21 protein-coding genes are annotated in these 19,824 nt (G+C 63.4%); 17 read left to right on the top strand and 4 right to left on the bottom strand.

Annotated features, from left to right (window positions below; translation table 11 throughout):
- The first annotated feature begins 118 nt into the window (after positions 1–118).
- From AX756_RS18460 to AX756_RS18490, 7 genes are all read left to right on the top strand, one after another.
- Complete coding sequence (locus AX756_RS18460; RefSeq protein WP_068315187.1) at positions 119–1,009, top strand: formate dehydrogenase accessory sulfurtransferase FdhD; 891 nt, start codon at positions 119–121, stop codon at positions 1,007–1,009.
- Positions 1,002–1,631, top strand: coding sequence for a molybdenum cofactor guanylyltransferase MobA (gene mobA / locus AX756_RS18465; RefSeq protein ID WP_068315190.1), 630 nt, complete (start codon positions 1,002–1,004; stop codon positions 1,629–1,631). Before AX756_RS18460 ends, mobA begins: the two co-directional genes overlap by 8 nt.
- Positions 1,628–2,140, top strand: a complete 513-nt coding sequence (gene mobB / locus AX756_RS18470) for a molybdopterin-guanine dinucleotide biosynthesis protein B (protein ID WP_068315194.1) — start codon at positions 1,628–1,630, stop codon at positions 2,138–2,140. Before mobA ends, mobB begins: the two co-directional genes overlap by 4 nt.
- On the top strand, positions 2,137–3,399 hold the full coding sequence (locus AX756_RS18475; protein WP_197431091.1) for a molybdopterin-binding protein: 1,263 nt from the start codon (positions 2,137–2,139) through the stop codon (positions 3,397–3,399). The genes mobB and AX756_RS18475 overlap by 4 nt, the downstream gene beginning before the upstream one ends.
- Positions 3,400–3,546: 147 nt before the next feature.
- Positions 3,547–4,251 (top strand): ABC transporter permease, encoded by a 705-nt coding sequence (locus AX756_RS18480; RefSeq protein WP_068315199.1) that lies wholly within the window; start codon positions 3,547–3,549, stop codon positions 4,249–4,251.
- On the top strand, positions 4,245–4,964 hold the full coding sequence (locus AX756_RS18485) for an ATP-binding cassette domain-containing protein (RefSeq protein WP_068315202.1): 720 nt from the start codon (positions 4,245–4,247) through the stop codon (positions 4,962–4,964). Before AX756_RS18480 ends, AX756_RS18485 begins: the two co-directional genes overlap by 7 nt.
- Positions 4,961–5,770: an ABC transporter substrate-binding protein gene (locus AX756_RS18490; protein ID WP_068315205.1), complete on the top strand. Its 810-nt coding sequence runs from the start codon at positions 4,961–4,963 to the stop codon at positions 5,768–5,770. Before AX756_RS18485 ends, AX756_RS18490 begins: the two co-directional genes overlap by 4 nt.
- A gap of 85 nt (positions 5,771–5,855) precedes the next feature.
- On the opposite strand, the gene AX756_RS18495 is transcribed toward AX756_RS18490, so the two are convergent.
- From AX756_RS18495 to AX756_RS18505, 3 genes are read right to left on the bottom strand one after another with little or no spacing between them, the layout of a single operon-like run.
- Positions 5,856–6,335, bottom strand: a complete 480-nt coding sequence (locus tag AX756_RS18495) for a DUF6505 family protein (protein WP_068315208.1) — start codon at positions 6,333–6,335, stop codon at positions 5,856–5,858.
- Positions 6,332–7,042: a biotin/lipoate--protein ligase family protein gene (locus AX756_RS18500; protein WP_068315210.1), complete on the bottom strand. Its 711-nt coding sequence runs from the start codon at positions 7,040–7,042 to the stop codon at positions 6,332–6,334. Before AX756_RS18500 ends, AX756_RS18495 begins: the two co-directional genes overlap by 4 nt.
- Positions 7,039–8,100, bottom strand: coding sequence for an Mrp/NBP35 family ATP-binding protein (locus tag AX756_RS18505; protein ID WP_068315213.1), 1,062 nt, complete (start codon positions 8,098–8,100; stop codon positions 7,039–7,041). Before AX756_RS18505 ends, AX756_RS18500 begins: the two co-directional genes overlap by 4 nt.
- 119 nt (positions 8,101–8,219) lie before the next feature.
- Between AX756_RS18505 and AX756_RS18510 the strand changes: the two genes are divergently transcribed.
- On the top strand, positions 8,220–8,972 hold the full coding sequence (locus tag AX756_RS18510) for a cytochrome c family protein (protein WP_231701098.1): 753 nt from the start codon (positions 8,220–8,222) through the stop codon (positions 8,970–8,972).
- Here AX756_RS18510 and AX756_RS18515 read toward each other — a convergent pair.
- On the bottom strand, positions 8,966–10,930 hold the full coding sequence (locus AX756_RS18515) for a 4Fe-4S binding protein (RefSeq protein WP_068315218.1): 1,965 nt from the start codon (positions 10,928–10,930) through the stop codon (positions 8,966–8,968). The two genes, AX756_RS18510 and AX756_RS18515, sit on opposite strands and share 7 nt — an antisense overlap.
- A gap of 316 nt (positions 10,931–11,246) precedes the next feature.
- Between AX756_RS18515 and AX756_RS18520 the strand changes: the two genes are divergently transcribed.
- The 9 genes from AX756_RS18520 to AX756_RS26665 all read left to right on the top strand — a co-directional run bounded on the left by AX756_RS18520 (position 11,247) and on the right by AX756_RS26665 (position 19,824).
- Positions 11,247–11,798, top strand: a complete 552-nt coding sequence (locus tag AX756_RS18520) for a DUF3305 domain-containing protein (protein WP_068315435.1) — start codon at positions 11,247–11,249, stop codon at positions 11,796–11,798.
- Positions 11,795–12,433, top strand: a complete 639-nt coding sequence (locus AX756_RS18525) for a DUF3306 domain-containing protein (RefSeq protein WP_068315221.1) — start codon at positions 11,795–11,797, stop codon at positions 12,431–12,433. The genes AX756_RS18520 and AX756_RS18525 overlap by 4 nt, the downstream gene beginning before the upstream one ends.
- Positions 12,434–12,454: 21 nt before the next feature.
- On the top strand, positions 12,455–13,060 hold the full coding sequence (locus tag AX756_RS18530; protein ID WP_068315224.1) for a TorD/DmsD family molecular chaperone: 606 nt from the start codon (positions 12,455–12,457) through the stop codon (positions 13,058–13,060).
- Between the two features lie 44 nt (positions 13,061–13,104).
- Positions 13,105–13,293, top strand: a complete 189-nt coding sequence (locus AX756_RS18535) for a ubiquinol-cytochrome c reductase iron-sulfur subunit N-terminal domain-containing protein (protein ID WP_438938416.1) — start codon at positions 13,105–13,107, stop codon at positions 13,291–13,293.
- Between the two features lie 121 nt (positions 13,294–13,414).
- Positions 13,415–16,417 carry a formate dehydrogenase subunit alpha gene (locus AX756_RS18540; RefSeq protein ID WP_068315230.1) on the top strand — a complete coding sequence of 1,001 codons (3,003 nt, stop codon included), beginning with the start codon at positions 13,415–13,417 and terminating at the stop codon, positions 16,415–16,417.
- A gap of 13 nt (positions 16,418–16,430) precedes the next feature.
- Positions 16,431–17,024 carry a formate dehydrogenase FDH3 subunit beta gene (gene fdh3B / locus AX756_RS18545; RefSeq protein WP_068315233.1) on the top strand — a complete coding sequence of 198 codons (594 nt, stop codon included), beginning with the start codon at positions 16,431–16,433 and terminating at the stop codon, positions 17,022–17,024.
- 133 nt (positions 17,025–17,157) lie between these two features.
- Positions 17,158–18,396, top strand: coding sequence for a formate dehydrogenase subunit gamma (locus AX756_RS18550; RefSeq protein WP_068315236.1), 1,239 nt, complete (start codon positions 17,158–17,160; stop codon positions 18,394–18,396).
- Positions 18,397–19,695, top strand: coding sequence for a c-type cytochrome (locus AX756_RS18555; RefSeq protein ID WP_068315239.1), 1,299 nt, complete (start codon positions 18,397–18,399; stop codon positions 19,693–19,695). It begins immediately after the preceding gene.
- A gap of 3 nt (positions 19,696–19,698) precedes the next feature.
- Complete coding sequence (locus AX756_RS26665; RefSeq protein ID WP_269432962.1) at positions 19,699–19,824, top strand: hypothetical protein; 126 nt, start codon at positions 19,699–19,701, stop codon at positions 19,822–19,824.

Raw genomic sequence — 19,824 nt, forward strand, 5'->3', positions numbered from 1 at the left:
CCCCGCAAATAAAACAGCGGGGCTTTTTGCATGACAAAAATCCAAATTTGAACCGAAACCCAGTTGCTCGTATCGTTCGTGACTATCCATCTTCGGAACGCGCACAGGAGAACGTGAATTGGCACGATTGCAGGACCTTCCCGAACTCGAAATTGCCCCCACTCCCCAGGACGAACGTCTGACGGCCTCTGTTGAGGGGACCAACCATTCGGGCGAGAAAATCGACCTTCGCGTTGTCACGGAACGCCCACTGACAATCTATCTGAACGCGCGGGAAATCGTGACGGCGATGACGATCGGGGACCATCCGGACCTGTTGGCGATCGGCTTCCTCCGGAACCAGGGAATGATCCCCGACAATGTGCGTATCACCGGCGTAGATTACGACGATGATCTCGGCGTGGTCGTGGTGCGCACGGACCGGGAGACGGACTTCGAAGAGAAGCTGAAGAAGAAAACCCGCACCAGCGGATGTGCCGTAGGCACGGTCTTTGGCGACATGATGGACGGGCTGGAAGGGCTTTCCCTGCCGCAAGGCGAGGTCCGAACCAGCTGGCTCTACACGCTTTCGAACAAGATAAACCGCATTCCATCGCTCTATCTCGAAGCCGGGGCGATCCACGGTACTATCCTTTGCGAACAGGATAAGCCATTGATTTACCTTGAAGATGTCGGGCGCCATAATGCCGTGGACAAGGTGGCGGGTTGGATGTTCCAGAATGCGACCGATCCGACCGACAAGATCCTGTACACGACCGGTCGGTTGACTTCGGAAATGGTATTGAAGACCGCACACATGGGCATCCCCGTTCTCGTCTCTCGATCTGGCTTCACGGCCTGGGGGGTGGAACTGGCGCGCCAGTTCGGAATGACATTGATCGGGAGGTTGCGCGGAAAACGCTTCATCTGCGTGAGTGGAGAAGAACGCGTTGTCTTCGACGTCGATCCCGCAGAAATTGTGGAAGAGAAACGTGCGCACCAACGCAAGGGAGCCGACAAGGATGGGTAAGGCGGCGAACATCCCGGCGGTGATTCTGGCCGGCGGTCTTGCCCGACGAATGGGCGGCGGCGACAAGCCATTGCGGGAAATCGGGAACCGACGCCTGCTCGATCTCGTAATCGACCGACTTTCCCCCCAAGCATCTTCCATCGCCCTGAATGCGAACGGTCCGACCGAGCGGTTCGACGCATTCGGTCTTCCGGTGATCCCGGATTCCCTGCCCGGTTACGTGGGGCCATTGGCCGGTGTTCTGGCTGGGCTGGATTGGGCGGCGGAACTGGGAGCGAGCGAAATTGTGTCGGTGGCGGCAGATACGCCCTTCTTTCCCCGTGACCTCGTCGACCGCTTCCGGACCGAAAGGGGGGCGGCACAGATCGTCCTCGCCGCGACCCCGCACCCGTCAAAAGGCGCTCTACGTCAGCCCACATTTGGCCTGTGGCCCGTCGCACTACGCGAAGATCTTCGCCAAGCGCTTGAAAGCGGTGTGCGAAAGGTGGTTCAGTGGACCGATGTCCATGCCACGGTTGAAGTCGTCTTCGACGCGCCCGACGGCAGGGACCCGTTTTTCAACGTCAACACGCCGGCGGACCTCGATATTGCCCGGCGCCGCTTCGAAGAGGGCAAGGTTTGAAGGTATACGGCGTAACAGGTTGGAAGAACTCTGGAAAAACCGGCCTCATGGAGCGGTTGATTGACGATATGACTGCGTTCGGTCTGCGCGTTTCGACGGTGAAACACGCCCATCACCGTTTCGACGTCGATCAACCGGGCAAGGATAGCTATCGCCACCGCGCCGCCGGCGCGGAACAGGTCATGCTGGTTACGTCAAAACGTTGGGTTCTCATGGACGAATTGCGCGATCATTCAGAGCCGCCACTGGAAGAAATGCTGGCCAAGATGCGCTCCGTGGATCTCGTCCTGATCGAGGGGTACAAGCGGGATCGCCATCCCAAGATCGAAGCCTGCCGCATGGAGACCCGACAGCGGCTGATCGCGATCGATGATCCGACCATTCAGGCCGTGGCAACGGATTCGCCGGAGGCCGTTCGGGCGCAACTGACCGATGATCGGCTGGTTTTTCATCTGGACGACACCGCGCAAATCGCGGCGTTTATCCGAAAGGAATGTGGTTTCGAATGATCTCGCCGCCGAAACTCCGGAACGATTGCTTCGCGCTTCCGCCCGGAGTGGACTGGATTCCGATGGATACCGCGCTTGGCACACTGCGCGACCGTATGACTCCTGTTGTCGGCGAGCGGGTTCTTCCCGTGGAACAGGCTGCGGGCATGGTACTCGCCGCACCGGCGCAGGCACGACGCGCCAACCCACCGGCGGATAATTCCGCGGTCGACGGCTATGGGTTTTGCGGCCCGGTTCCGGACGGTCCGGTTGAAATGCCGCTGGTCGACGGGCGTGCGGCCGCTGGCGTTCCCTATGAAGGGGTTGTGCCGGAACGTTCGGCCATTCGGGTTCTGACAGGAGCGATTCTGCCCGAGGGTGTGGACAGCGTCGTGTTGCAAGAGGACGTGGCCCGCGAAGGCGACCGGATCGCGTTCAATGGCCCCTTGAAGAAGGGCGCGAACCGCCGTCTTGCCGGAGAAGATATTCGCGTCGGCCAACCGATTCTGCCTGCAGGGCACCGGTTGCAACCGCAGGACATTGGTTTTCTCGTCGCATCAGGCGTTTCGGAAGTGTCTGTTTTCAAAAGACTTCGGGTCGGCGTCCTGTCGAATGGCGACGAGGTGGTTTCCGCAGGTCAATCTGACCCGGAAACCCTCGGGCCGGGGGCCATTTTCGACGCGAACCGACCGATGTTGTTGGCGCAACTGGCGCAATGGGGCTTTGAGGCCGTCGATCTTGGTTGTGCTTCGGATGCGCGCGATGACCTGCGTGCGCGGTTTGACAGGGCGGCGGCGGATGTGGATGCGGTCCTGACATCCGGCGGTGTCTCTACCGGGGATGAAGACCATGTCTCCGCGCTTCTGCGCGACGAGGGGCAGATCACGTCCTGGAGGATTGCCATCAAGCCCGGCCGCCCGCTGGCGCTCGGTCTTTGGAAAGGGGTGCCCGTTTTCGGCCTGCCGGGAAACCCGGTCGCTGCCTTTGTCTGTACCCTGCTCTTTGCGCGCCCCGCGCTGGAAGTTCTGGCCGGCGGTCAATGGCGGGAGCCGCAGGGGTTCGATGTGCCGGCGGCTTTCGAGAAGCGCAAGAAACCGGGGCGGGCGGAATTCCTGCGCGCACGTATCGGCCCGGATGGGCGGGCGGAGGCCTTCGCTAGTGAGGGATCGGGACGGATTTCGGGCCTTAGCTGGTCGACTGGACTCGTTGCGTTCGACGAGGCGGAGCAGCATGTGACACCCGGCGATCCAGTGCGTTTCCTGCCCTATGCCGGTTTCTGACTGTCACGCCTCCAAAGCGTCTGTTCCGGTATGCACAAGCGGCCGCACTATGGCCGGAGCGCCCATGGTTCGGATTTTCTCTGGCTTCCTGCAGGGTTCTGCCGATAGGGTCGCTCTACGGGGTGAGGGCGAGCACGACATTTTTCCATGAACGATATATTGCAAGGGCTTCTTGAAGCCGGCCGGTTGGTCGTGACGCTCGATCCCGATCTGATTGAAATCTCGATACGTTCACTGGAAGTGACCCTGAGCGCAGTGCTGATTTCCTCGCTGCTCGGGATCCCCTTTGGCGCCTGGCTGGCGGTGAAACGGTTTCGCCACCGGCGGGCGGCGATTGCCATTCTGAACGCGTTGATGGGTCTTCCGCCGGTCGTAGTGGGCCTGGTTGTCTACCTGCTCTTGTCGCGGTCGGGGCCTTTCGGGGTGTTTGGCCTGCTGTTCACGCCGGCGGCGATGATCATCGCCCAGGTTATCATCCTGACCCCGCTCATTGCGTCGATCGCCCATCAGGCGATGCGCGAGATGTGGGCCGAGTACCACGACCTGCTGATTTCGCTCAACACGACCCGCTGGCAGCGGATCAAGGCGCTGGTCTGGGACGGGCGGCGGGCGCTGCTGACCGCGTCGCTGGCCGGATTCGGGCGCGGCATTGGCGAGGTCGGGGCGATCATGATCGTCGGCGGCAATATCGACCATGCGACGCGGGTGTTGACGACGGCCATTGCTCTGGAGACCGGCAAAGGGGAATTCGCGCTCGCCCTGGGGCTCGGATTCGTTCTGATCGGGCTGGCAATCGCCGTGAACTGGATGATTCATGTCCTCTCGCGCACGGAGGTCAGCGGCCAATGGTGACGCAACCTATCTTGCCGCTCCGGCTCCGAGATGCGCGTGTTCGCAAGAATGGGCGGGTCATTGTCGGGCCGGTCGATTACGAATTGCCGGCGGACGGTTTCACGATCGTGATTGGCCCGAATGGTGCCGGCAAGACGACACTCCTGCGCATGATGCACGGCATGGAACGGCTCGCCTCCGGGGCGGTCGAATGGCAGGTGTCGGAGAAAAAGGCGCGTGAGCGGCAGGCTTTCGTGTTCCAGATCCCGGTCATGATGCGCCGGAACGTGTTGGAGAACGTCGCCTATCCGATGCAGCTGCATGGCAGTTCGCGCAAGCAGGCGCGGGCGGAGGCAGCGCGCTGGCTTGAGCGGATCGGGTTGGCCGATGCCGCCGAGCGGCCGGCGCCCGTTCTGTCGGGCGGGGAACGGCAGAAGCTTGCGCTGGCGCGCGCCTTGATCCGCAAGCCGGAAATCCTGTTTCTGGACGAACCTTGCGCCAGCCTCGATGGCCGCGCCATGCGCGAGATCGAGGCGGTCTTGCTGAGCGCGCATTCAGAGGGAACACGGATCGTGATGTCCACCCACGACATGGGGCAGGCGCGGCGGCTGGCCAGCGATGTCCTGTTCATTCATCGCGGTCGGATCCATGAAGACGGGTCGGCTGCGCGGTTTTTTGAAAAACCACAAACGTCCGAAGCACGGGCATTTCTGCAGGGAGATATCGTGGAATGAGAAAGCTGTTCTTGAGTGCTGTGTTAGTGGCCTTTGCCGCCGGGGCGGCCGGGGCCGACGTGATGAAGATGGCGGTCACGACCTCCTTTCACAATTCCGGCCTTTCGGAGATTCTGCTGCCCGAGATCAAGAAGGATCTGGATCTGGAGGTGCAATTGCTCGTTGTCGGCACTGGTCAGGCGATCCGGCTGGGCGAGGCGGGCGATGTCGATGCGATCCTGGTGCATTCACGTCCGGCCGAGGAAGCGTTCCTGGAAGGCGGCTTCGGCACGCACCGCACCGAGATCATGTATAACGATTTCGTCCTGATCGGTCCGGCAGACGATCCGGCGGGGATTGCCAATGCCGAGAGCGCGACGGCGGCGCTGGTGGCGATCAGCGAGGCCAAGGCCCCCTTTGCCAGCCGTGGCGATGATAGCGGAACGCACAAGATGGAGCTGTCGCTCTGGACCAAGGCCGGTGTGGGGGCGGATGCGCGCCAGGTCGAGTGGTACAAGGAAGCCGGCTCTGGCATGGGCGCGACGCTGAACACGGCGAGCGGGCTGAACGCCTACGTGATGTCGGACCGGGCGAGCTGGCTCAAATTCGGCAACAAGGGCGATCTGGAGCTGCTCTTTGCCGGTGATCCGGTGCTGTTCAACCAATACGCCTATTTGCCGGTGAACCCGGAGAAACACCCTCATGTGAAGGCGGATCTGGCCGGGCAGCTGGAGGCCTGGTTGGTCTCGGACCGGGCGAAGGCGTTGATTGACGGCTACCGGCTGGAAGGGGAGCAGCTCTTTACCTTTAACGCGGGCCAGAACTGAGGCCGGTACGGGGGGCTTTCTGCCCCCCCATGCCTCCTGGTCGGAGGCTCCCCCGAGGATCTATGTCGAAAGAGGAAGGCGTGGCCTATTCGTCCGGCGTGATATGCACGGCGAATTGATCGAGGCTGGCCTCTTCGCTTTTGATCGACCGGAATTGCTCGCGGATGCCGGCCTCGGTGAGACTGCGGGCGACGGTGAGCAGGGTGTTTGGGGCGTGCTCCTCGCAGAGATCGATCATTTGGGCGAGCTCTTCCTTGGCGACAGGCAGGGCGGCTTCTCGGGAAGGCGCGCCGTAGAGATCGACGAAATGCTGGGCGAGGGTGTTTTCGAGCGTGGCAAGTTCTTCCGGCTCTATCCGTGCCACGGCAACGAAGGTGACCCGTCCGAAGGTTTCGCAGCCGAGCCAGCCATTCGAGAAGGCCTGGCGCGGTTTGCCGGTGAGGTCGGCCTCGGTCCAGTTGGAAAATTCGAAACCGCCGCTCAGGCACCATTCGCCGGTGCGGGCCGGGTTGGCGAAGACCTGCATGTCGCTTTCGTCCAGATGGATGGCGCGGGCCAGTTTCATGTCCTGTTCTTTCCTTCGAGAATGCTGCTGATCGGGATGACATGGGTTCCGTCCGACGCTCGGAGCAACATGCCGAAATCCTCATCCGTCCCGAGGAAGGTGCCGGAGAGCGCGCCGTGCGTCATGTCTTCGCCAATGCCGTCTGCAATGCCCTGCCATTGGGCGTGGAGCGGGCGATTGCCGTCTTCTTCCAGAGTGTTGAGCCAAACCAGCGTGTGGCGGATCCAAGCTTCCAGCAGGCGTAGCGGTTCGACCTCGGCGCAGCCCTCGTCGAACAGGCTGGTCGTTTCATGCGATGGGTCGCCGGTGGGCAGGAGCGGGGTTTCGAGACCGATCACGAGCCAGTCGGGAAGCGCGGTTGGGTCTGCGGTGGACGCGGCAGCGCGAAGGCGCCCGCAGCCCGCGCCATTGACGCGAATGCCGCCTTCCCATGTCAGGTGCACGGCGACCTCGGGCGGGGCGAGGGCGCCGAGCGCGTTCTGGAACCCGACCCCGCAGGCGATGAAGGCGGACATGGCCGGTTCCAGCGGAACTTCGGGGGCAAGCACGATGGCCGCCCTGAGCGTGTCGGCGCCGATATTGTAGGCCACGAGCCCGGAGTCGCAGCCCAGAAGCGCCTGCGCACAGGCCTTGGCGAAGGGGTCTGCTGCGCCGTTGACGGGGTGGCCGTGAAAGAGCGGCGGAAAAACGGGAAGCTCCGGCGTCACGCGTTGCCTCCGTCGATCAGGCTGCGCGCGACGGCTCGGAAGGCCATGGATTGTGGCGCGTTCGGGTTGGAGGCGACGATGGGCGCGCCGCCATCGGCAGCCAGGCGAACATCCATTGATAGCGGGATCTCGGCCAGCAACGGCACGCCGAGCTTCTCGGCCTCCGCCCGCACGCCGCCATGGCCGAAGACATGTTCCTCGTGGCCGCATTGCGAGCAGATATGGGTGGACATGTTCTCGATCATGCCGACGATTTTCACGTTCAGCTTGTTGAACATGTCGATCCCCTTGCGCGCGTCGAGCAGGGCGATGTCCTGCGGGGTGGAGACTATCACAGCGCCGGTCACCTGCGCCTTCTGCGCCAGCGTCATCTGCACGTCGCCGGTGCCGGGCGGCAGGTCCACGATCAGCACGTCGAGCGCGCCCCATTGCACCTGCGTCAGCATCTGTTGCAGCGCGCCCATCAGCATCGGGCCACGCCAGACGACCGCCTCGTCCTCCTGTGTCATCAGCCCGAGCGACATCATGGTAACGCCATGGTTGCGCATGGGCAGGATCGTCTTGCCATCGGGCGAGGAGGGGCGGCCGGAGACGCCGAGCATTCTTGGTTGCGAGGGGCCGTAGACATCGGCATCGAGCAGACCGACGCGACGGCCTTCGGCGGCGAGCGCAACGGCGAGATTCGCGGCGACGGTGGATTTGCCGACGCCGCCCTTGCCGGACGCCACGGCGATGATGCGCTCGATGCCGGGGATCTTTTGCGGCCCTTTGGGCTCGGCGGGGCGCTGCGGCTTCAGGTCGGGCGGCGCGGAGGCGGAATGGGCTGTCATCACTGCAGATACCTGCCCGACGCCGTCGAGCGCCTTCAGCGCGGCTTCGGCTTCTGCCCGGACCGTTTCCATCGCCTTCGCGCTTTCGGGAGCGACCTCCATAACGAAGCGGATATTGCCGTCCTCGACATTGAGTGCCCGTACCGTTCCGGCGGACACGATGTCGGTTCCACCGGGAAGGGAGAACTTCCGCAACACTTCCAGAACCGCCTCGCGGGAAATCGTCATCTCGAAATTACCTCGTCTTTTCTTGGCTGTAGCCGGTCGGCTGACCGTGCAGTTGACGGAATATCGAAACGCACCCTACCCTTGAGGCACGCAGACTGCGAGCAGGAAAGGGAGGAAACGTGCGACTTGGCCATTTGGCAAGTGTCATTGCCATTGTGCTCGGCGGCGCGCTTTCGGCGCAGGCCGAGGAACGACGGCTGTTCATCGCAGCCCCGTCCGAACTGGTAGAAACCGGGTTTCTGCGGCACCTCCTGCCGCGGTTTTCGCTCAAGAACAGCATACCCATAACGCTCGTGGCGCCGGGAGAGCCTGCGCAGGCGACATTCGCCCCCGAAGGGGATGTGGCGGCTTTCGCGCAGGATGAGGCGTTGTGGTTTGTTGCCCTGTCGCCGGAAGCCAGCGACCACCCGCATTTGAGCAAATTCCTCGACTGGCTGGGCAGCGACGCCGGAAGCCGAGCGATCGAAGGCTTTGCCGGACCGCCGGTCTTCTCTGTCGCCGCTGTCCTGCGGGCTGAAGTCGAGGAGGAAGAAATCTCCGGCGATCTCGTGCGCGGGGCGGCGCTGTCGCTCACGCATTGCGGGCGCTGCCACGTGATCGGGCCGCAGAATGCCATGAACGGGGTGGGGTCCACACCGTCCTTTGCCGTCCTTCGGACCCTGGAGAACTGGCACGACCGTTTCGCAGCCTTCTATGCGCTCAAGCCGCATCCCTCCTTCACCCAGGTAGCAGAGATCACGCCTCCTTTCCCGGCGGGCCTTCAGCCGACGCTCGCGCCCGTGGAGTTGACGTTGGACGAGCTGGCCGACATCACGGCTTATGCCGCAAGCCTTTCGCCGGCCGATCTGGGCGCGCCGATCCAGCATCAGTGATCGCGGCGCTTGCTCAGGTAGTCATCCGTTGTCCGCACGCGCGGTCGGTCCGCGCCGGCAAACGGGTTGTCCTGCGAATGGTACTGGGCGCGGACGCGGCAATCGTCGCACATTCGGATCATGCGGGTCGCCTCCGGGTTGGCGAACATCGGGTTCTTGCCTTCGAGCTTCTCGATGATCCGTTCGATGGTCGAGCGCACACCGAAGGGCGTGCCGCATTCGATGCACTCGAAGGGATCCTCTTCGCGTAGCACCTGCTGGCCGAGAGCGGCGTCGCTGAGGTCCATGCGCGGTTGCAGGGTAATGGCGTCTTCCGGGCAGATCGTCACGCAAAGCCCGCATTGAAGGCAGGCATCTTCCTGAAAACGCAGTTGCGGGCGGTCCGGGTTGTCGCCCAAGGCACCGGAGGGGCAGAGCGAGGCGCAGGAGAGGCAGAGCGTGCAGGTGTCGTCATTCACCTCGACCGTGCCATAGGGGCTGGAAGCGGGAAGCGGCAGCGGTTCGGTCGCGTCCGGGTTGAGCGCCTTGGAAGCGAGCCGGGCCACTTGCCGGCGGGAACCGAGCGGCAGGATCGGGGCGGGTGGTTGGATCGTTGCCGCACCGTAGAGCATGGTTTCCAGTGCCTCGGGGTCCTTCGGCTCCAGCAGGCGCAGCGCGGGAGACGGTCCGCCGAGCGCCAGGGCAAGCGCATTTTCCTGCTCCAGCGCTTCGCGTTCCGTGCCCGGGGCCAGCAGCACGTCCACCGCGCCGAAGCCGCAGGCAAGGGCGGCGAGCATCTCGGCATGGCCGAAGCCCGAGACGCGTTCGAGATCCATCGGGATCACATCCGCCGGCAATCCGCGCCCGTAGCGGGCGGAAAGCGAGATCATCTCACTTCCGAAGTCCCGGTCATGAACGAGCAGGCGGGGAAGGACGCCGCCGGCCTTGGTGAAGCTCTCGGCGAGTCGTGCGATTCGCGACATCAGGGCGGCCACCGGTGGGTCTTCGAAGGAGATCGCCCCTGAGGGGCAGCGCGCGGCACAGGAGCCACAACCGGCGCAGATCAACGGGTCGATATCGACATGTTCGCCATCGGGGCGGATCGCGCCGGTCGGGCAGAGGTCGAGACAGTTACGGCAACCTTCCTGCCCGGCGCGGGAATGGGCGCAAAGCACCGGGTCCAGGCTCAGGTAGAGCGGTTTCTCGAACGTGCCGACCATTTGGGAGGCTTCGAGGAGCGCCGCTTCGACGGCGGATGTGCTTTTCGGGTCCGCGCGCAGGTAGCCCTCGCGCTTGGCGGGTGCGGGAAAGAGCGGCGGCTGGCTTGCCGGTCGCAGGTCCAAGATCACGTCGCAGGCGGTGCGCGCACCATCTCGCGGCGCGCCGAAGCGAAACGCGCCGCGCCCCCCCGGCTCCAATTGCTGCAAACGGTCTATGCGCAACTCGAAATGCCCAAGCGCGCCTTCTGCGCCGCGCAACCGGCCAAGGGCGATGTCGTACCGACGGGTGGTCGGCAATTCTGTTTCTTCCTCCAGCAGAACGGTGAGCGCGAGTGCTCCGGCCAGCCGTTCGGCTGCGTGAAAGGCGATCTCCGGCGCGCCAAGCACAAGACACGTGCCCTCGGAAGCGATGTCTATCGTGCGGACCGCCGGGGCGGGGTGCAGCGCATCGGCCAGCAGTGCGGCCATTTTCGGGCCAGCGCTGTCAGCCTCGTCAGACCAACCGGCCCGGTCGCGCAGATCGACAAAACCGGGGATATCGACGCCCAGATCGGCCGCGATCTCCTCGAAACGCTCCTGCTCCTGTGCGCAGGCGATGATTGCTCCGCCCTCGGAAATTGCCTTCTCGGCCAGGGGAAGTTCCTCGCCGCACAGGTTGCTGTGCATTCGTGAACATTTGAGTCCGCCGACCGTACTCAGCGCTTCTGCGTCGGGAGCCTGGCTGCCGAGGCAGCTACACAGGATCAGTTTTTCGGGCATATCTCCTCCATGACCGGGACATGCCGGCCTCGAACTGCTCGCGTAAAGACAAGAGGTAAGCGGGAATATATCGCTGGGTAAAGCGGTAAGCCGCGAAATCTCGCGGAAACCTAAAAAAGTAAACTTGAGTGAATTAAACGGTTTTGAATGTGTTTATGTGTTTTTTGTCGTTTTCGCTCAAATGGTTGTTGTCGGCCCGAATCTGCACACAAAGAGCAAAAAAACCTTGGCTTGGAGAGCATTTCGCACAATGCTGGAAGCCAAAGCCGTCAATGAGCGCGAAATCAGGGGCGGCTTCAGGGAGGACAAAACTTCAATGCAGCAGCCGTCTGTCTGCTTACCCCTTGGGATCGTGATCCGAAGGGTGCCGGGTAAAACGCGTTGGGTGCGTCACGTGTGGAAGGCGGTTGACCTTCTGCCCGGGGCGGGTCCGGCGGCGTGGAAAGTGCTGCGCGAAGAGGGCGAGGCGGTGGAATATCATGCCGCGACCGTGACCCTGGAGCTGTGGCGGACGGACACCGAAGCTTACCTTTCCGCCCTGTCTGCCCGCGTGCCCTCCATCGGCGTGATAATGTCGAACGACCCGGACAGGCCGCAGGTACTGCTGGCCACGGCGTCGCCCTATGAAACGCAGGACTACCTCGACAGTGGCGAAGAGCTGGTCGAACTGGTGCCGATGCCCGAGGGACTGGTCGCGCTGATCCGCGACTTCGTCGAGGAACACCACACGGAGGAAGCCTTCGTGAAGCGCCGCCGCGACCGGGAGCGGACGGACCGCAAGGTCGATGGTGTCGGCGATGCGCGCATTCCGCAGCTTACGGACGTCTATCGCTCGCCGACGAGCCGCAAGGCCGGGAGGCTCCATTGACCAGCGGGGATTTCTGGAGCCGGAGACGGGCGGCCGTCGCGGAGGAAGCCGAGGCCGAGCAGGTCGCTGCGCAGGTCGAGCACGCCGAGCAGGCGCAGGCCGCGCTCGCGGAGCGGCCGGACGAGGAGATCCTCGATGAGCTGGGCCTGAAAGATCCCGATACGCTGGAGGCCGGAGACGATTTTGCCGCTTTCCTGAAAGCTGCGGTGCCGGAACGGCTGCGTCGCCGGGCACTGCGGCGGCTCTGGCTGTCCAACCCGGCGCTGGCCAATCTCGATGGCATGGTCGATTACGGCGAGGATTTCACCGACGCGGCCATGGTCGTCGACAACCTCCAGACCTCCTACCAGGTCGGCAAAGGCATGTTGAAACATGTCGAGGCGCTCGCTGCGCAAGAAGACGCCGAGGGCACAGCTGATCCGGAAAGCCTTGAAGCCGCGCCGCAAGAAGATGTTGTGGCCCTTGCCGACGTTGCCGAGCTTGCCGACACCCCGGCGGCGGAGCCAACGACCTCGCCGTCCGAAATCCCCCCGTCCGAAACCACCAACGCAATGGAAGCACCGGAGGAAACCGACCTGGGTTCCGCCGATGACGCCCCGTTGCCCCGCCGCCGCATGCGCTTTGAATTCACCTGATCCGAGAGACCGAAGAACCAAATGTCCGCCGCCCAAGATATCTCAATTTCGCCAGAGGACCGCCTGCGCGCGGATCTCTACGACTTCCTGAGCGCCCTTCTGGCCGCTCCGCCCGACGCGGCGCTGCTCGAAAAGGCCGCCGCGCTCGGCGGTGACGAGTCCGAGCTGGGTCGGGCGATCGGAAGCCTCTCGCGCGTGGCGCAGGCGGTGACGCCCAAGGCGGTGGAATCGGAGTTCAACGCGCTTTTCATCGGTTTGGGACGGGGTGAATTGCTGCCCTACGGTTCCTATTACATGACCGGGTTCCTCAACGAAAAACCGCTCTCGAAGCTGCGCGACGACATGGCCGCGCTGCGGATCGCGCGAGCGCCGAACGTGTTCGAGCCGGAGGACAATATCGCCAGCCTCATGGAGATGATGGCTGGTATGATCCTGGGCCGGTTCGGGGCGCCCGCGTCGCTTGAGCGTCAAAAGGAGTTCTATTTCCGTCACATCGCGCCCTGGGCCGGTCACTTCTTCGGTGATCTCGAGGGCGCTCAGAATTCGATCCTCTATGCGCCGGTCGGTTCCGTCGGCCGCGCCTTCATGGAGATCGAGAGCCAGGCTTTCCGCATGAGCGGCGAGTGAAACCGCAACCGGTCGGGCAACCGGCCCCCAACCAAGGAGCAAGTATCGTGCCCGAGCAAGTCAAGGAATCGAATCGCCGCGACTTTCTGAAAGCCGCCGCCCTGTCCGTTCCCGCTGCCGCCGTTGCGGCCACTGTCGCCCCGCAGGAAGCTGTGGCCGACGAGGTGACCGGCGAAACGCGCATGCAGGACACCGCGCATACCCGCGCCTATTACGACAGCGCCCGGTTCTAGATTTCGAACCGGACGATGCCCCATAAGCCCGAAGGCGACTGGTTGCGTGACGCCCGACTGCCCGAGGAAAAACATTCGTACCAAGCGATCCCGATTTCGGGAAAGCAAGGGAGGGAAAGAAATGCTTAGGAAAAAGACCAACGGGGTTGCGAGACGCCCCCAGCGGACAAGTATCCTCACTTCGGCGGCTGAGAAGACCGTCGATCGCCGCACATTTCTGCGCGGCTCCGGTCTGGCCATCGGTGGCCTTGCCGCGTTGGGCGCCACTGGAGGAACGGTAACGCGGGCGGATGCCCAGTCTTCCGTGGATGGTGCTGTCCAGAACGTGAAATCCGTCTGTACCCATTGTTCTGTGGGCTGCACGGTCATTGCCGAAGTCCGAAACGGCGTCTGGATCGGGCAAGAGCCCGGTTGGGACAGCCCGTTCAACCTCGGCTCGCATTGTGCCAAGGGTGCCGCGGTTCGCGAGCACGCCCATGGCGAGCGCCGGCTCAAGTACCCGATGAAGAAAGAGGGTGGCGAGTGGAAGCGCATCTCGTGGGAGCAGGCGATCAACGAGATCGGCGACGGGATGATGAAGATCCGCGAAGAGAGCGGACCTGACAGCGTGTACTGGCTCGGATCGGCCAAGCATAACAACGAGCAGGCCTACCTTTTCCGCAAGTTCGCAGCCTATTGGGGCACGAACAACGTGGATCACCAGGCCCGTATTTGCCACTCCACAACCGTTGCGGGTGTTGCGAACACATGGGGCTACGGCGCCATGACCAACTCCTACAACGATATTCACAATTCCAAGGCGATCTTCATCATCGGCGGCAACCCGGCGGAGGCGCACCCGGTGTCGCTTCTGCACGTGCTGCGGGCGAAGGAGAACAACAATGCGCCGCTCATCGTCTGCGACCCGCGCTTCACCCGCACGGCCGCGCATGCCGACGAGTACGTGCGGTTCCGTCCAGGTACCGACGTGGCACTGGTCTGGGGGATCCTCTGGCACATCTTCGAGAATGGCTGGGAGGACAAGGAGTTCATCCGCACCCGTGTCTGGGGCATGGACCAGATCAAGGAAGAAGTTGCCAAGTGGAACCCCGAAGAGGTTGAGCGCGTTACCGGTGCACCGGGCTCGCAGCTTCGCCGTGTGGCCCGCCAGCTTGCCAATAACCGCCCCGGCACCGTGATCTGGTGCATGGGTGGCACGCAGCACACCAACGGCAACAACAACACCCGCGCCTACTGCATCCTGCAGCTCGCGCTGGGCAATATGGGCACCTCCGGTGGTGGCACCAACATCTTCCGCGGCCATGACAACGTGCAGGGCGCGACCGATCTCGGCGTGCTGTCGCACACGCTGCCCGGCTATTACGGCCTTGCGGGCGGTGCCTGGGCGCACTGGGCGCGGGTCTGGGAAGAGGATCTCGATTGGCTGAAGGGTCAGTTCGAGACCGTCAAGGGTTCCGACGGCAAGGACAAGAACCTGATGAACCTGACGGGCATCCCGGTGTCCCGCTGGATCGACGGTGTCCTGGAAGATCCCGAGAACACGGACCAGCCCAACGCGGTGCGTGCCATGGTGCTCTGGGGGCACGCCCCCAACTCGCAGACCCGGATGCCGGAGATGAAGACGGCGATGGAGAAGCTCGACATGCTTGTCGTGGTGGACCCGTTCCCGACCGTTTCCGCCGTACTGCATGACCGCACCGATGGCGTCTACCTGCTGCCGGCTACGACCCAGTTCGAGACGCGTGGCTCGGTGACGGCCTCCAACCGTTCGATCCAGTGGCGCGATCAGATCATGGACCCGCTCTTCGAGAGCCTCCCCGACCACGTCATCATTGCCAAGTTCGCCAACAAGTTCGGCTTCGCCGACCGGTTCTTCCGCAATATCGAGATGGAAGACGCCGAGACGCCGAATATCGAAAGCGTGACCCGCGAGTTCAACCGCGGCATGTGGACGGTCGGCTATACCGGGCAGAGCCCGGAGCGGATCAAGCTGCACATGGCCAACCAGCACACGTTCGACCGGACGACGCTGCAGGCGATAGGCGGCCCTGCCGATGGCGATTACTACGGTATGCCCTGGCCCTGCTGGGGAACGGCCGAAATGGGTCATCCCGGCACGCCGAACCTCTATGACATGTCCAAGCCTGTCTCCGAGGGCGGCCTCACTTTCCGCGCCCGTTTCGGTGTGGAGCGCGATGGTGACAACCTTCTGGCCGAAGGCGTCTATTCGGCGGGTTCCGAGATCCAGGATGGATATCCCGAGTTCACCATGGCGATGCTCCATGATCTCGGCTGGGATCAGGACCTGACAAAAGCCGAGTGGGCTGTGATCCAGGCTGTGGCAGAAGGCAGTTTCGAAGGCGTCGAGGCGCTGAACCTGGCTGATGCGGACTACGAGGATGGCGAGACGCCCGATGCGATCGAGGCGATCTGGTCCACCTCCGGCGAAGCCATCGGCAAGGTCAACTGGAAGACCGACCTGTCTGGTGGTATCCAGCGGGTCGCGATTGCGCATGAATGCGCGCCCTTCGGCAATGCCAAGGCCCGGGCCGTCGTATGGACCTTCCCGGATCCGGTGCCGCTGCACCGTGAGCCGCTCTATACGCCGCGGCGCGATCTGGTGGCGGATTATCCGACCTACGAGGACCGGAAGTTCTATCGCCTTCCGACCATGTATGCCTCGATCCAGAAGAACGACTTCTCGAAGGACTTCCCGATCGTCCTCACCTCCGGCCGTCTGGTCGAATATGAGGGCGGTGGCGACGAGACACGGTCCAACCCGTGGCTTGCGGAACTCCAGCAGGACATGTTTGTCGAGATCAACCCGCGCGATGCCAACAACCTTGGCGTGCGCGACGGGGCACAGGTCTGGGTCGAAGGTCCAGAGGGCGGCAAGGTCAAGGTCATGGCGATGGTCACGCAACGGGTGGGCGAAGGCGTTGCCTTCATGCCCTTCCATTTCGGCGGCCATTTCCAGGGCATCGACCAGCGGGACAAATACCCCACGGGCGCGGATCCATACGTGCTGGGCGAGAGTACCAATACTGCCCAGACCTATGGCTACGACTCGGTCACCCAGATGCAGGAGACCAAGGCGACTCTCTGCAAGATTTCGCCGGCATAAGGAGGAATGAAGAATGGCTAGATCCAAGTTTCTCTGCGACGCCGAGCGCTGCATTGAGTGCAATGCCTGCGTCACGGCGTGCAAGAACGAGCATGAAGTACCCTGGGGCATCAACCGCCGTCGCGTGGTGACCATCAATGACGGTCAGCCCGGCGAACGGTCGATTTCCGTGGCCTGCATGCATTGCTCGGACGCGCCCTGCATGGCCGTCTGCCCGGTGGATTGCTTCTACCAGAACGAGGAAGGGGTCGTGCTTCACAGCAAGGACCTCTGCATCGGCTGTGGTTATTGCTTCTACGCGTGCCCGTTCGGTGCGCCGCAATACCCGCAGGCGGGCAACTTCGGTTCTCGCGGCAAGATGGACAAATGCACTTTCTGCGCCGGTGGCCCGGAGGAGACCCACTCGAATGCCGAGTTCTCCAAATACGGCCGCAACCGGATCGCCGAGGGCAAGCTGCCCATCTGCGCCGAGATGTGTTCCACCAAGGCGCTGCTGGCCGGCGACGGCGATGTCGTCTCCGCCATCTACCGCGAGCGCGTGGTGTCCCGTGGCTTCGGCTCGGGCGCCTGGGGGTGGGGCACTGCCTACGACCAGAAAGGCGGCTGAGGCCACTTTCCAAAGGTAAGGGATGCCCGGCTCGGGCATCCCGCGCGTTCCCCGGCCCGCTCCGGGGAACGTTTTGATCCATTTAATTTCGAGCGTGCTCCAGCGCGTCTCGCAGAACCCGAGTGAGACCCGGATGTCCGAGAGAAAAAGCGGATTTGGCGGCTTCGTGCTTGTCTTCGCGATCATCGTGATAGCGGCCTTCGTTCTGAGCCTGTTTGCACCGAATTCCGACCAGACCGATCCCGCCACGATGCAGGCTGCCCGCGAAGCGACAGGCGGCGCCCAGACCCGCGAAGACATCATGGCCCGCCAGCGCGGCGAACAGGTGGACCTCGATTTCCGCCGGCAAGCGCTGGGCGACCCGTCACAGGCCGCTGACATCACCGGCCAGCTTGGCACGCTTGGCGGCGTCTCGGACGCCGAAATGTTCCGTGCCCTGCGCTATGGCACGGCGGACGTGACCGCTTCCGCCAGCACGCCGGGTGCCGATGTACTGATCCAGGATGGCGGCATGAGCTGGCTGATCCTGCGCGACCACCGGCTGGCCAAGTATGGCGGCTGGCTGCTCATGGGTATGATCGGCCTGCTCGCCGTGGTTCTCCTGCTGTTCGGCCGGGTGCCGATTGCCGGCGAGCGTACCGGCCGCACCATCCTGCGTTTCGGCCATCTCGATCGCTGGATCCACTGGACCACCGCCGGTTCCTTTATCCTGCTCGGCCTGACGGGGCTCGTCTCCATGTATGGCCGCCCGCTCCTGATTCCGATCATGGGACACGAGGCGCATGCCACGCTCGCGCTCTGGTCCAAGCTGATCCACAACAATGTCAGCTGGGCCTTCATGCTGGGGGTGACGTTGATCTTCTTCAAATGGGTCCGTTTCAATATCCCCAACTGGAATGATGTGAAGTGGCTGATGGTCTTTGGCGGACTGTTCGACCATTCGATCCACCCGCCGGCGGGCAAGTTCAATGCCGGTCAGAAGCTGATCTTCTGGTCCGTCATTGCGCTGTCCATCCTTATAGTGGCCAGCGGGCTGAGCCTGCTCATGCCCTTCAACGCGCCGGTTTTCACCCCCATCTTCGCCTGGATCAACGATACCGGCCTGCTCGGCGCGCTGGGCATGTCCAACCTGCCCACCCCGCTCGCCCCGCAGCAGGAGATGCAATACACCCAGCTTGTCCATGCCACGGTCGGCTTTGGCTTCATGGCGATGATCATCGGCCATATTTACATCGGCACGGTCGGTATGGAGGGCGCCTTCGACGCAATGGGCACGGGCTATGTCGAGGAGCAATGGGCGCGCGAGCACCATTCGCTCTGGCTTGACGAGGTAAAGGCCAAGGAGGCCGCCTCGCAGGCACCCGCCGAATAGATGCTGCGCGCGGCTTTGACAGCCGGGTTCCTGATCGCCCCGCGGCTAGCCGCTGCGGGAGAGTTCTTCACGCTTGAAGGCCATGGCGGTCCGGTCAAGGGTATCGCTGCCGGGGCGAACGGGGCGATCCTCACGGCGAGTTTCGACAATTCGGTCGGGCTTTGGCGCGAGGGAGAACCCCTCTGGCTGGAAGGGCACGCGGCCGCCGTGAACACGGTGACCTTCGTCGATGCTACCCGCGCAGTCTCTGCGGGCGACGACTTCGCGCTCTTCCTGTGGGACCTTGAAACAGGGCAGGGGCAACGGCTGGGCACCCACAAGGGCAAGGTCATGTCGCTGACGGTCTCACCGGACGGGCAGATGATCGCCTCGGCAAGCTGGGATGGCTCGATCGGGATATGGAACCTCGCAGACCCGGGAAGCGAAGCGCGTTTCCTCACCGGGCACGAGGCCGGCGTGAACGCGGTTGCCTTCTCCGATGATGGCGCGACGCTCTATTCCGGCGCCGCCGATGGAACGCTGCGGCTCTGGCGCGTGGCCGATGGCACCGCGCTTGGCCAGCTCGCCAATAACGGCTTCGGCATCAACACGTTGGCGCTCAACGAGACCGCCGGCTGGATCGCCTATGGCGCCGTCGATGGCGCGACCAAGGCGCTCTCGCTCGCCGATGGCTCGGTGATTGCAGACCTGACGCTGGACCGTCGCCCGATCCTTGGTATGGCGGCCGGACCCGATAAACGCCTGCTCGCTGTGGGCGATGGCGAGGGGTATATCTCGCTGATCGACACCGAAAACTGGCGCTTCACGCTCGATTTTCGAGCCACCCTGCGCGGCCCCGTCTGGGCGCTGGCCTTCTCGCCCGATGGCGGGAATGTCCACGCCGGCGGGTTGGACGATGCGATGTTCTCCTGGCCGGTGGAAGGCGCGGGCGAGCGGCCGCGGATGGTCGAGGGCGAGCGCAGTTTCCTCGCCAGCGGCGATGATGTGTCCAATGGCGAGCGGCAGTTCCAGCGCAAATGCTCGATCTGCCACACGCTCGGCCCCGAGGAAAATCGCCGTGCCGGGCCGAGTCTGCACGCGCTTTTCGGGCGCCGTGCCGGAACCGTACCGGGCTACACCTACTCAGAGACCCTGGAAGATTCCGAGATTGTCTGGGGGCCGGAGACGATTGATGCGCTGTTCGACCTTGGGCCCGAGGTCTATGTGGCGGGAACGAAAATGCCGATGCAAAGGATCGCCGGGGCGCAGGACCGGGCCGATCTGGTCGAATTCCTGCGCGAGGCGACCCGTGGAGAGTGACAAATGAGATCCTTCGTACTGGCCTGTATAACCATCGTCGTCGTTTCTGTCGGCGCGCATTACGTGATCGACGAGGTCGACCCGGTCGGCCCGAGCGGCAGCCCCAACGCATCGGTACGGTTGGACTGA

It is taken from the genome of Aliiruegeria sabulilitoris, from assembly GCF_001558155.1.
In the GTDB taxonomy this organism is placed as follows: domain Bacteria; phylum Pseudomonadota; class Alphaproteobacteria; order Rhodobacterales; family Rhodobacteraceae; genus Tropicimonas; species Tropicimonas sabulilitoris.